This is a genomic window from Ruegeria sp. BHSB064, from assembly GCF_059613205.1.
In genome coordinates this window covers 20,377-32,903 of the sequence record NZ_JBXWSB010000026.1, presented here as the reverse complement: position 1 = coordinate 32,903, position 12,527 = coordinate 20,377, and the positions used below count along the sequence as shown (strand labels likewise).

Annotated in this window: 11 protein-coding genes; 6 read left to right on the top strand and 5 right to left on the bottom strand. The window is 59.2% G+C overall.

The genetic code is table 11. From position 1 onward, the window contains the following. Window positions 1-161 precede the first annotated feature (161 nt). The gene (locus AC2FNU_RS08750; RefSeq protein WP_496787253.1) at window positions 162-947 is read right to left on the bottom strand and encodes a 23S rRNA (adenine(2030)-N(6))-methyltransferase RlmJ; all 786 of its coding nucleotides are present in this window, start codon (window positions 945-947) and stop codon (window positions 162-164) included. A gap of 155 nt (window positions 948-1,102) precedes the next feature. Here AC2FNU_RS08750 and AC2FNU_RS08745 point away from each other — a divergent pair, with 155 nt between their 5' ends. Genes AC2FNU_RS08745 through AC2FNU_RS08720 form a run of 6 tightly spaced genes read left to right on the top strand, consistent with a single transcriptional unit; the run spans window position 1,103 to window position 7,669 of the window. Continuing rightward, complete coding sequence (locus AC2FNU_RS08745) at window positions 1,103-2,149, top strand: rod shape-determining protein (protein WP_039523195.1); 1,047 nt, start codon at window positions 1,103-1,105, stop codon at window positions 2,147-2,149. A 58-nt stretch (window positions 2,150-2,207) separates the two neighbouring features. Next, window positions 2,208-3,110: a rod shape-determining protein MreC gene (gene mreC, locus AC2FNU_RS08740; protein WP_496787251.1), complete on the top strand. Its 903-nt coding sequence runs from the start codon at window positions 2,208-2,210 to the stop codon at window positions 3,108-3,110. Then, window positions 3,103-3,639: a rod shape-determining protein MreD gene (locus tag AC2FNU_RS08735; protein WP_496787247.1), complete on the top strand. Its 537-nt coding sequence runs from the start codon at window positions 3,103-3,105 to the stop codon at window positions 3,637-3,639. Before mreC ends, AC2FNU_RS08735 begins: the two co-directional genes overlap by 8 nt. Next, window positions 3,636-5,585, top strand: a complete 1,950-nt coding sequence (gene mrdA / locus AC2FNU_RS08730; RefSeq protein ID WP_496787245.1) for a penicillin-binding protein 2 — start codon at window positions 3,636-3,638, stop codon at window positions 5,583-5,585. Before AC2FNU_RS08735 ends, mrdA begins: the two co-directional genes overlap by 4 nt. Then, window positions 5,582-6,721 carry a rod shape-determining protein RodA gene (rodA, locus tag AC2FNU_RS08725; RefSeq protein ID WP_496787244.1) on the top strand — a complete coding sequence of 380 codons (1,140 nt, stop codon included), beginning with the start codon at window positions 5,582-5,584 and terminating at the stop codon, window positions 6,719-6,721. Before mrdA ends, rodA begins: the two co-directional genes overlap by 4 nt. 15 nt (window positions 6,722-6,736) lie before the next feature. Further along, window positions 6,737-7,669: a 2-hydroxyacid dehydrogenase gene (locus AC2FNU_RS08720; RefSeq protein WP_496787242.1), complete on the top strand. Its 933-nt coding sequence runs from the start codon at window positions 6,737-6,739 to the stop codon at window positions 7,667-7,669. A 2-nt stretch (window positions 7,670-7,671) separates the two neighbouring features. Here the strand turns inward: AC2FNU_RS08720 and AC2FNU_RS08715 are convergent, their stop codons facing one another. The 4 genes from AC2FNU_RS08715 to coaBC all read right to left on the bottom strand — a co-directional run bounded on the left by AC2FNU_RS08715 (window position 7,672) and on the right by coaBC (window position 12,479). Continuing rightward, window positions 7,672-9,687, bottom strand: coding sequence for a M3 family metallopeptidase (locus AC2FNU_RS08715; RefSeq protein ID WP_496787239.1), 2,016 nt, complete (start codon window positions 9,685-9,687; stop codon window positions 7,672-7,674). Between the two features lie 75 nt (window positions 9,688-9,762). Further along, a complete protein-coding gene (locus AC2FNU_RS08710) occupies window positions 9,763-10,812 on the bottom strand; it encodes a HesA/MoeB/ThiF family protein (RefSeq protein WP_496787237.1) in 1,050 nt (349 codons plus the stop codon). Then, window positions 10,812-11,267 carry a dUTP diphosphatase gene (gene dut / locus AC2FNU_RS08705; protein WP_496787235.1) on the bottom strand — a complete coding sequence of 152 codons (456 nt, stop codon included), beginning with the start codon at window positions 11,265-11,267 and terminating at the stop codon, window positions 10,812-10,814. The genes AC2FNU_RS08710 and dut overlap by 1 nt, the downstream gene beginning before the upstream one ends. Window positions 11,268-11,282: 15 nt before the next feature. Beyond that, the gene (coaBC, locus tag AC2FNU_RS08700) at window positions 11,283-12,479 is read right to left on the bottom strand and encodes a bifunctional phosphopantothenoylcysteine decarboxylase/phosphopantothenate--cysteine ligase CoaBC (protein ID WP_496787234.1); all 1,197 of its coding nucleotides are present in this window, start codon (window positions 12,477-12,479) and stop codon (window positions 11,283-11,285) included. Between the last annotated feature and the right edge of the window lie 48 nt (window positions 12,480-12,527).

Below are 12,527 nucleotides of genomic sequence, written 5' to 3'. Positions count from 1 at the left end.
CAAGGGCTCCCGCACCCGCGGCGGCCCGGCTTCGCCGTCCCTTCTTGGGTTTTGGGCCCGGCAGCGCGCTTATGGCGCGCTGCCGGGCCCAACTTGTTTGACGGCATCTTTGATGCTGGCAAACGAGGCGGGTGTATTGGTGGGTTTCACCTACCTTCTGTTCAAAGCTGGTCAAACAAGGCGGACAGACGCTTCATTTCGTCATCGATGCCAAACGGGGCGTTGATGATGAACATGCCGGAACCGATCATCCGATGGCCTTCACGAACCGGAGGGAACGTCACCTCGTGACAGACAGCTTTGGGCAAGTTTTGCGACTTCAAAGCACGGATCATGGCCTGGTGACGCTTGTCTGAGAGGATGGGATACCACAACGCTATGACCCCGACATTCCATTTGCGGTGCAGCTTGGCGATGATACCGGGCAGGCGGTCATAATCGGCTTTCACCTCATAGCTCGGGTCGATCAGCAGCATACCCCTGCGAGGTGTGGGTGGCAGCAAGGATTGCGCCAGCGCAAAACCGTCTTGCTGGTAAACCCTGGCCCCGTAGGGCGACATGGCCAAGGCCAGAGCGGCATGTTCTTGTGGGTGAAGTTCCGCAAAATGCAAGCTGTCCTGATCCCGCAGCAGATTGGCCGCAACAAGGGGTGAGCCCGGATAGGAGGCAGTGCCGTGACGGTTTTGAACGCTTTCCAAAACTTGCGCCATCGGATGATCAGGTCCGAACCACCCTTCTTGCTGCGCCCGCTGAATCCCCGCTGCGGCCTCTCCGGTGCGAACGGCCTCCTCCGCATCCAGCTTGTATAACCCTCGTCCCGAATGCGTTTCGATATAGCTGAGCGGCTTGTCCTTGCGTGTCAGATAATTCAGCACCCAGGCCAACAATGCGTGCTTTTGGACATCAGCCAGATTACCGGCGTGGTAAATGTGTTGATAAGAGAGCATTTTGCCTTCTAAAGTCCCAATCAATAAGGCGGAAAGGTGCTGATTGTCGCGGAATCAGCCCTTTTACCGGGCGTGATGGCACCCTATAAGTCATCCGTCCCGGAACCGTCGAGTCGCGGGCAGTAGAAAAACCGACATACAGGATCAGGGGAAACATGGGGATCTTTGGCAATCTGGGCGGCCTGTTCACAGCGGACATGGCTATCGACCTTGGAACAGCAAACACGCTGGTTTACGTCAAGGGGCGCGGTGTCATCCTGTCTGAACCCTCGGTGGTTGCCTATCACGTCAAGGACGGTGTGAAAAAGGTTCTTGCTGTTGGCGAAGACGCCAAGCTGATGCTGGGCCGGACGCCCGGTTCAATCGAAGCCATCCGCCCGATGCGTGAAGGTGTGATCGCGGATTTCGACACGGCGGAAGAGATGATTAAGCACTTCATCCGCAAGGTGCACAAGCGCTCGACCTTCTCGAAACCCAAAATCATTGTCTGCGTACCCCACGGCGCGACGCCGGTAGAAAAACGCGCGATCCGTCAGTCGGTTCTGTCCGCAGGCGCACGGCGCGCGGGCCTGATCGCCGAACCGATTGCAGCCGCGATTGGCGCCGGGATGCCGATCACCGACCCGACCGGCAACATGGTCGTCGACATTGGCGGCGGTACAACCGAAGTTGCGGTTCTGTCGCTGGGCGACATCGTGTACGCCCGCTCGGTTCGCGTGGGTGGCGACCGCATGGACGAAGCCATCATCTCGTACTTGCGTCGCCAACAGAACCTGTTGGTTGGGGAATCCACGGCTGAGCGTATCAAGACCACCATCGGCACCGCCCGTATGCCCGATGATGGCCGTGGCCAGTCGATGCACATCCGAGGGCGCGACCTGCTGAATGGTGTTCCCAAGGAAATCGAGATCAGTCAGGCTCAGGTGGCCGAAGCACTCTCAGAACCCGTCCAGCAGATTTGCGAGGCGGTTATGACCGCTCTGGAAACCACTCCGCCCGATCTGGCGGCGGATATTGTGGATCGGGGTGTGATGCTGACTGGCGGCGGAGCGCTGCTGGGTGATCTGGATCTGGCCCTGCGCGAACAGACTGGTCTGGCCGTGTCGATTGCCGACGAAAGCCTGAATTGTGTGGCTTTGGGAACAGGCAAAGCGCTAGAATATGAAAAACAGCTGCGCCACGCGATTGACTACGAGAGCTGAGGCGCGCACCTTTTAGGGGCAGTCTGAATTCGGCACGAGCAGCACGGGAAGGTAACCTGTGGCAAAAGACCGATCACAGCGCGATGACTACACAACCCCCTTGCGTCGCTTGTTGCTGGGGATCGTGATCCTTTGTCTGTTGGGAATCTTCCTGATCTGGCGCATCGACAGCCCGCGCGTGGAACGGTTTCGCGCGCAAGTGGTGGATGCAGTTGTTCCCTCGATGGAATGGGCCATGGTGCCTGTGACTGCCACTGTCAATCTTGTTCGTGACTTCCAAAGCTATCAGCGCCTGAGCGAGCAAAATCGCGAACTGCGCAGCGAACTGCGCCTGATGCGCGCCTGGAAAGAAGCGGCATTGCAGCTGGAGCAGGAAAACGCGCGGTTGTTGGACCTGAACAACGTACGTCTTGATCCGCGCCTGACTTATATCACCGGTGTTGTGATGGCCGACAGTGGCTCGCCTTTCCGGCAGTCGGTTCTGCTGAATGTCGGCGAGCGTGACGGCATCGTCGATGGATGGGCCACGATGGACGGCATCGGCCTTGTCGGACGGATCTCGGGTGTTGGTCCCGATACAGCCCGCGTCATTCTGGTAACGGATGCCACAAGCGCTATTCCCGCAACCATCCAACCATCGGGCCAGACAGCTTTGATCAAAGGGGACAACACGTCGGCACCGGTTGTCGAATTCCTTGAAAGCCGCGAACTGGTCCGCCCTGGCGACCGCGTAATTACATCGGGCGATGGCGGTGTATTTCCGGCTGGTTTGTTGATTGGCCAAATCGCGGTGGACCCCGGCGGCCGGTTACGCGTACGCCTGTCCGCAGACTTCGAGCGGCTGGAGTTTCTGCGCGTTCTACGCTTCAACTCGGCCCCGATCATTCGGGACCCCGGCGGTATAGTCGGCCGAACCCGGCCCGAAGCCGCCCTGTCGCCTGAAGAGCTGAGCGATGGATAAATCCGCCTCACATAACTGGGCGATGCGTGGTCTCTACACAGTGCTGGCTTTTGTTGTACTGTTCCTGCATTTGTTGCCGCTGGACGCCCAACCAGATCGCTGGCCCTTTCCCGACGTTCTGATCGCCCTGACCTTTGCTTGGGTGCTACGTCGCCCCGATTATGTTCCGACCTTGCTTGTTGCTGCCGTTATGCTGATGGCAGACCTTCTTTTGCAACGCCCACCGGGCCTTTTGGCGGCGCTGGTCGTTTTTGGACTGGCGTATCTACGCTCAGCGGCACCGGGTATGAAAGATTCCGGTTTTGTCGGAGAATGGATGTCAGTTGGCGTGGTTATTGCGGGTGTCTTTCTTGTAAACAGGGTCGCTCTTTCGATCCTGTCGGTACAACAAGCCGCGCTTGGGCCCGTCATGATCCAACTCTTGCTGACTGTTGCCTTCTACCCGGTCATTGTAGCGCTGAGCCAAGGCGTGTTTGGGGTCCGTCGCATGTCAGCGTCGGATACCGGTACGGTGGGAGGTCGGGCATGAAACCGCACAAGCCGAAATCCCAGGGCCTGGCCTACAAACGTTTGCCGCGGCGGGCGCTGTTGCTGGGCGGCCTGCAAGCGGCCTTCATTGGTGGACTTGCAGCGCGCATGCGATTCATGCAGGTGGACCAGGCAGACGAATACCGCCTTTTAGCAGAAGAAAATCGTATCAATATCCGCCTTATCCCCCCAAACCGCGGGCGGATCTATGACCGGAACGGCCAGATCATTGGCCAGAACTCGCCCTCATACCGCATCGTCATTGTGCCGGAAGACGCCGGTGATGTGGATCAGGTGATCCGCAAATTGTCGGAACTGATTCCTTTGAATGATGATGAAATAGAGCGCGCGCAGACCGAGATGCGCCGTTCGGCCCCATTCCTTCCGGTCACGCTGGCCGATCAGGTCACGTGGGAGGACATTTCGAAAGTTGCCGTCAATGCCCCTGCCCTGCCGGGTGTCACACCCGAAGTGGGTCTGACACGGCAATATCCACGCTATGAGGATTTTGCTCATATCGTCGGCTACGTAGGGCCTGTCAGTGACTACGACCTCAGCCAGATCGAAGACCCTGAACCCGTTCTGCGAATCCCCCGGTTTCAGATCGGCAAAGTGGGCCTGGAGGCAAAACAGGAAATCTCGCTGCGCGGCAAAGCCGGTGCCAAGCGTGTCGAAGTCAACGCAACCGGTCGCGTCATGCGCGAGCTGGACCGACAGGAAGGCCAGCCCGGAGCTGACTTGCAGCTGTCTGTCGATGCGGACCTGCAACAATACGCACAGGCCCGGTTGGCCGGCGAAAGCGCCGCTGCCGTCGTAATCGATTGCGAAACCGGTGATCTGCGCGCAATGGCCTCGGCCCCCAGCTTCGATCCCAACCTGTTTGTGCGCGGTATCTCGGTCGCAGATTACCGAATGCTGACGCAAGACAAGTACCGCCCGCTGGCAAACAAGACAGTCCAGGGCACTTACCCTCCGGGTTCGACCTTTAAAATGGTCACCGCGTTGGCCGCCCTTGAGGCTGGCGTGGTTGGGCCCGGAAACACCGTTTACTGCCCCGGTCATCTGAAAGTCGGCAGCCGCCGCTTCCACTGCTGGAAGCGCGGTGGTCATGGCATGGTGGACCTCAACACTTCGCTGAAACGCAGTTGCGACGTGTATTATTACGATGTGGCGATAAAGGTCGGCATCGACCGAATCTCCGAGATGGCCAACACGCTTGGACTGGGCATCAAGCACGACATCCCCATGTCCGCTGTGCGCGCCGGATTGGCGCCCAATCAGGAGTGGAAACAAAGGATCCACGGCGAAGAATGGCTTATCGGCGACACGGCCAACGCGTCCATAGGACAAGGCTTTATGTTGGCCTCGCCCATGCAATTGGCCGTTATGACCGCGCGGATCGCCACTGGTCGTGCGGTTTCGCCTCGTCTGGTGCGGTCGATCAACGGGGTTGAACAACCCAGCGGTGCAGGGGAACCGCTTGAGATCAGTCCCGCCAATCTCAAATACATCCGCGAGGCGATGTGGGCCGTTTCAAACGATCGACGTGGCACGGCTTATCGAAGCCGCATCATAGCGGATGATTTCCGCATGGCAGGCAAAACCGGCACCAGCCAGGTACGAAACATTACCAAGGCCGAACGCGCAGCAGGCGTGATCCGAAACGAAGACTTGCCCTGGGAACGCCGCGACCACGCGTTGTTCGTCAGTTTTGCTCCCTATGACAAACCCAAATACGCGATTGCCGTCGTGGTCGAGCATGGTGGCGGAGGGTCCAAGGCCGCAGCCCCAGTCGCGCGGGATATCATGCTTCAAGCGCTCTACAATGGTACCCCACCGCTTGACGCTTACCCGGTTGCGGATCGCGAACGTATCAAGAAACAGCAAAAACGGCTCGAAGGCGACCGTCGCCCCAAAGCGCGTCCTGACGGAAAGGACCGTGCATGAGCTATCTTGAGTACGCGGTCAAATCCACACCGTCGGGATTTCGTAAATTCCTGTACATGAACTGGCCGCTGACCCTGCTGCTGATCAGCACGGCCAGCGCTGGATTCCTGATGTTGTATTCGGTTGCCGGTGGATCATGGACGCCCTGGGCCGAGCCACAGATGGAACGGTTCGGGCTTGGCCTGACTGCGATGTTCATCATTGCATTGGTACCGATCTGGTTCTGGCGCAACATGTCCGTTCTGGCCTATCTGGGCTCGGTCGCGTTGCTGGTGTTTGTTGAACTGTTCGGCACCATCGGTATGGGCGCGCAGCGCTGGATCGACCTTGGTTTCATGCGCCTGCAACCCTCAGAAGTCATGAAGGTTGCGCTGGTCATGGTTCTTGCGGCCTACTACGACTGGCTGCCATCCCACAAGACATCCCGACCGCTGTGGGTTTTTATCCCGGTGGCGCTGATCATCCTGCCAACCCTTCTGGTCCTGAAGCAACCCGACCTTGGCACATCAATCCTTCTTCTGGCCGCGGGTGGCGGGCTGATGTTTCTGGCGGGGGTGCACTGGGCGTATTTTGCGGCCGTCATCGCGGCAGTTGTTGGCTTGATCGCCACTGTATTCAACAGCCGAGGGACCGAGTGGCAATTGCTCAAGGACTATCAGTTCCGCCGGATTGACACCTTTCTGGACCCTTCGACCGATCCACTAGGTGCCGGGTACCACATCACTCAATCCAAGATCGCCCTTGGATCTGGAGGCTGGAATGGGCGTGGGTTCATGCAAGGGACACAGTCGCGGTTAAACTTCCTGCCTGAAAAACATACCGACTTTATTTTCACGACCTTGGCGGAAGAGTTCGGCTTTGTCGGCGGCATCACCCTGTTGATCCTGTACGCGCTGATCCTTGTGTTCTGCATGGTAACTGCGCTTGCGACCAAGGACCGGTTTTCTTCACTGGTCACGATGGGGATCGCGCTGAACTTTTTCCTGTTCTTTGCCGTCAACATGTCGATGGTGATGGGCATGGCCCCGGTCGTTGGCGTGCCGCTGCCAATGGTCAGCTATGGCGGTTCGGCCATGCTGGTTCTGATGGCCGCGTTTGGCATCGTTCAAAGCGCACATATTCACCGCCCTCGCTGATCTGAAAGGCCATCGATGCCCGCAAACGTCCTGTTTTCCGCACGCCCAGCGCTTTGGCCCGTGTATGAACCGCTGCTGACTCAATACCTGGCAGAGGCAAACGTCGACGCAAAGCTGAGCACCGAGTTTGAGCCGGATCAGGTCGACTATGTCGTCTATGCTCCGAATGGTGGCCTGCAGGATTTCACCCCGTTTACGCGACTGAAAGCGGTGCTGAGCCTTTGGGCTGGCGTCGAGAAGATTGCGGATAATGAAACGCTGATTGTCCCATTGGCACGGATGGTGGATCACGGGCTGACGCAGGGTATGACAGAATGGGTGGTGGGCCACGTGCTGCGCTATCATTTGGGCATGGACCAGCACATTACCGTTCAGGATGGCGTCTGGGCTCCCGAGGCCCCACCTTTGGCCCAAGAGCGCAACCTCTGTATTTTGGGACTGGGTACGTTGGGTGAGGCCGCAGCCCGGGCCCTGACAGCGCTGAACTTCCAAGTCACCGGTTGGAGCCGCACCGCCAAAGACATTCCAGGCGTGACTTGTGTGTACGGTCCCGACGGGCTGCGCGATGCTCTGGCTACGGCTGAAATCGTGGTTCTGTTGCTGCCTGATACGCCTGCCACAGAAAATGCGCTGAATGCCGAAACCCTGGCCTTGCTGCCTAAGGGCGCGCGGATCATTAATCCGGGTCGCGGCCCGCTCGTTGATGATGACGCGCTGCTGGATGCGCTGAACTCTGGTCAGGTGGGTCACGCAACACTGGATGTATTTCGCGTCGAGCCCTTGCCCGCCGATCACCCCTATTGGGCGCACCCGAATGTCACCGTCACCCCGCATATCGCGTCAGAAACCCGCCCGGTCACAGCCGCGCAGGTCATTTGCGAGAATATCCGGCGCGGTGAGGCCGGAGAGCCCTTTGTGCACCTCGTAGATCGCACTCTGGGCTACTGAATTCAGGCCGCGATCAATCCGCGGCCTTTCAACAGGGCGTCCACGCCCGGCAATCGACCCCGGAACGCCAGATACAGGTCTTCCGCCTCTCGCGAGCCCCCAGTGGACAGGATGTTGTCTTCCAGCGCCTTGGCGCGTTCGGGATCAAAGGCACCGCCCGCCTCTTCAAAGGCGGCGAAGGCGTCGGCATCCATCACCTCGGACCACATGTAGCTGTAATAGCCCGAGCTATAGCCATCGCCTGCAAAGACATGGGCAAAATGGGGCGTGGCGTGGCGCATCCCGATAGCATGCGGCATCCCCAGGTCCGCCAGAACCTCGGCCTGTTTTGCCATCGGATCCGCCGGGGCATCGCCATCATGGAAGGCCAGATCAACGAGCGCTGAAGCAACATATTCCACCGTCTGGAACCCTTGATCGAAATTGGCAGCCTTCAACACCTTCTGCAGCATCTCCTGCGGCATCGGCTCGCCCGTTTCGGCATGTGTCGCAAACTCGGCCAGGACTTCGGGTACTTCCAACCAGTGTTCGTAAAGCTGGCTGGGCAGTTCTACGAAATCACGCGCGACCGAGGTGCCCGAGATGCTTTCATAAGTCACATTCGACAGCATCTGATGCAGGGCATGGCCGAACTCGTGGAACAATGTCCGCGCGTCGTCATAAGACAGTAGCGCCGGATCGCCCTTGGCAAAGTTGCAAACATTGATCACAACCGGCGCCTGATCTTTGGGGAACTTCGCTTGCGCCCGCATGGCGCTGCACCACGCGCCAGACCGCTTCGATCCCCGTGCAAAGTAGTCACCGATGAAAACGGCAATATGTTCCCCATTGCGCGTGACTTCCCAGGCCCTGCAATCCGGGTGATAGAGCGGAACGTCCAGCGGTGCGAATTCCAGTCCGAACAGGCGATTTGCGCAGGCAAAAGACGCCTCGATCATACGGTCCAGTTGCAGAAAGGGTTTCAGGGCCGCCTCATCCAGATCGTGTTCCGCCTTGCGCCGCTTTTCGGCGTAGTAGCGCCAGTCCCAGGCTTCCAGCGGACCGTTGATACCGTCTTCCTGCATCATCTGCGTCAGGATCTCGGCGTCTGCATCGGCGCGGGACTTGGCCGGTTCCCACACCTGCATCAACAGCTCACGCACGCGATCCGGTGTGCGGGCCATTTCGGTTTCCAGCTTGTAGTCGGCGAAACTGTCATAGCCCAGCAGCTTGGCGCGTTCTTCACGCAAACCTAAAATCTCGGCCGCAATTTCGCGATTGTCGGTGTCGCCGCCATTGGCCCCGCGCGCGGCCCAGGCGCGATAGGCTTTTTCGCGCAGGTCCCGACGGGGTGAGAATTGCAGGAACGGCACAATCAACGACCGCGACAAGGTCACTACCGGTCCTTGCGCCTCTTTCTCTCGCCCCGCAGCGCGGGCTGCAACCACGACAAAATCCGGCAGGCCCTGCAGACCCTCTTCGGTCAGGTCCATGAACCAGTCCCGCTCATCTGCCAACAGGTTTTGAGTAAAGGACGTCCCCAAAGAGGCGAGGCGCGACTTGATCTCTTGCATCCGGGTATCGTCTTCCCCTGCCAGTGCTGCGCCAGCACGCACGAAACCGCGATGGGTCAACATCAGCACACGCGCCTGTTCTTCTGTCAAGTTCAGATCATCGCGCCGCGCCCATAGATCGGCCACGCGTTTGAACAGCGCCTTGTTCGAGGAAATGCCGGAAAAATGTGCCGACAGCTTGGGGGAGAACTCTCGCTGCAACTCTTCCCGTCTGGGATTGCTGTCTGCCCCTGCAACCGTGAAAAAGACCGACAGAACCTTGTCCAACTGCTCGCCCGCAGCCTCCAAAGCCTCAATCGTATTGGCAAAGGTCGGAGCGTCAGAATTCTCGGCAATCGCGGTAATCTGATCGTTATGCGCCGTCATCGCCTGATCCAGCGCCGGGGCGAAATCATCGTCCGAGATTTCGGCAAAGGGGGCAATTTCAAACGGGGTGGTCCAGCTGGACAGGATCGGGTTGGTCATTCGGATCTCCTTTGACCCTATAGCTAAGTCGCCAAGGCCGGGTGTTCCAGAACCCACAGCTTGCGTAAAGAAAGGTTAATCGTTCGCGGTGCCGCAGACAGGGCAATCGGCGCGACGGGTCAGCGTGATTTTTCGGCTTTCGCCGTACAGCGCGTCATAGATCAGCATCTCGCCACGCAGCGCTATGCCTGCGCCGGTGATCACCTTGATCGCCTCGACCGCCATCATCGACCCAACAACGCCGGGCAACGGGCCGATCACCCCGGCCTCGGAACATGACGGGGCCAGACCAGGGGCCGGGGCTTCAGGGAATATGCACTGATAGCAAGGGCTGCCATTGGCCGGGTCGAACACACTCAGCTGCCCCTCCCACTGCGACAAAGCCCCCGAGATCAGCGGCCTGCCCAGCGCGACGGCCGTGCGGTTGGCCAGATAGCGCGTATCGAAATTATCGGTTCCGTCAAGGATCAGATCGAAATCGGCAAACAGATCGGCCGCGATCTCATCGCTCAACCGGCGATGATAGGGCAGAACCACCACGTTCGGGTTCTGCGCCTCCATCGCCTGCTGCGCCGAGAAAACCTTGGGCATCCCGATATCTGCGTCCCGGTGAATGACCTGCCGCTGCAGGTTGGCGTTTTCGACAACGTCATCATCTATGACACCGATTGTGCCCACACCCGCTGCAGCCAGATATTGCAAAGCCGGGGCGCCCAAACCACCCGCGCCAATCACAAGAACCCGCGCTTTTTTCAACTTTTTCTGCCCCGGACCGCCCAATTCGCGCAAAACGATGTGACGGGCATAGCGGTCCAGCTCGGTCTCGGTAAATCGGTCGGTGGGCATGGCAGGTTCCTGATCTGCAACGGACTCTGCACGATTTCGCAGGGCTTTCAGGCCCCTGCCATACAGTAAAACCATTGCGGCGAAACCCATAAGGATCAGCCACAGTGCCGCGGACCCGCCAGTTGCTTCTCGAAGAGGGTGACCATCCGGCAAGATCAGATGAGAAAGAATGACCCCCACCAACAACACGCTCACCGAAACCACGCGTGCTTTTTTCGACGTGCCAGCTATGTAACCAACACCCCAGAGCCCTGCGGCCAGAACAAAAACCAGCAGCATCAGCCGCGCCCGGTTGAGCCAAAGCCGCCGGACCCGCGACCGGTTTCGCCCAGTTCCTCAGCCAGTTCGAATGTGGCCTGCACGACAGGCGCGACCACCAGTTGCGCAATACGCTCACCATGGGCAATTTCGAAGCGGTCCTGACCTGCGTTCATCACGATTACGCCCAGCGGCCCCCGATAGTCACTGTCAATGGTACCCGGTGTGTTAGGCAGTGTAATCCCGTGTTTCAGCGCAAGGCCCGAGCGGGGACGGACCTGAACCTCGTATCCTTGCGGAATTTCGATGCGCAGGCCGGTCGGCACGAGGGCGCGTTGCCCGGGTTCCAACACAATAGGGGTGCAATCTGACAGGTTGGCGCGCACATCCGCCCCGGCGGCACCAGCTGTTTCATAAGACGGAAGCGCGACGGCGGGGTCTGCACCGTCTTCGCGGATCACTCGAATTTCAACCATGCCTTTGCCTTTCCTTCAGCCTGCCAATGCGTCCGCGATCTTTGCCGCCAGACGCCGGGCAACTTCGTCCTTGCCCAAGCGCGGCCATTCCTCGGCCCCACTGTCCGAGATCAGAATGACCGCATTCTCGGACCCGCCCATAATGCCGGTTGCAGGGCTGACATCGTTCGCAACGATCCAATCGCAGCCTTTGCGGCTGCGTTTGGCGGTAGCGTGTTCGATCACGTTATCCGTCTCTGCGGCAAAGCCCACCACCAGCGGCGGGCGGCCCACATCCATCTGGGATACACGTTTCAGAATGTCCGGGTTTTCGGCAAATTCCAGAACCGGCAGGCCATCCCGGCTTTTCTTCAGTTTCTTGTCCGACGCGCTGGCCACACGCCAATCCGCCACTGCCGCCGCGAACACACCCGCATCGACGGGCAGAGCGGCATCGACCGCGTCAGACATCTGTTGCGCCGTCTCGACCGGTACGACCTCAACACCCGCGGGGGGCGGTACATCTGCGGGACCAGTGACAAAGATCACCTCGGCCCCCAAATCCGCCAGCGCCTGTGCCACGGCGGAACCCTGCGCCCCGGACGACCGGTTCGCGATATAGCGCACCGGATCTATCGGCTCATGCGTCGGGCCGGAAGTCACCAGCACGCGTTTACCGGCCAAAGGTCCGGCAGTCAGTTGCGCCTCTACTGCCGCAACGATCTCCAAAGGTTCGGACATGCGACCCGGACCGTATTCGCCACAGGCCATATCACCTTCGTTCGGTCCAACAAAGTGTACCCCGTCAGCCTGAAGCTGCTTCAGATTGCGTTGCGTTGCCGGGTGGTCCCACATCCGTACATTCATCGCAGGCGCGCACAGAACGGGCGTGTCCGTCGCCATCAAAAGGGTCGACGCCAAATCATTGGCCAGACCACCTGCCATCTTGCCCATCAGGTCTGCCGTTGCAGGGGCCACGACGATCAAATCGGCTGAGCGTGACAGCTGAATATGCCCCATCTCAGCCTCGTCGGTCAGGTCGAACAGATCGCGGTATACCTTTTCGCCCGCAAGCGCGGACACGGATAATGGTGTTACGAACTCTTCCGCTGCGCGGGTCAGAACGGGTGTCACAGCTGCTCCACGCTCGCGCAGCCTGCGGATCAAGTCCAACGATTTAAAGGCCGCGATCCCCCCGCCAATGATCAGCAAAATACGCTTGGATGACAGCATGTTCAGCCCTTCCTGTGCCGGTCGGTCCTGACATTAGGCAAGGCCAGC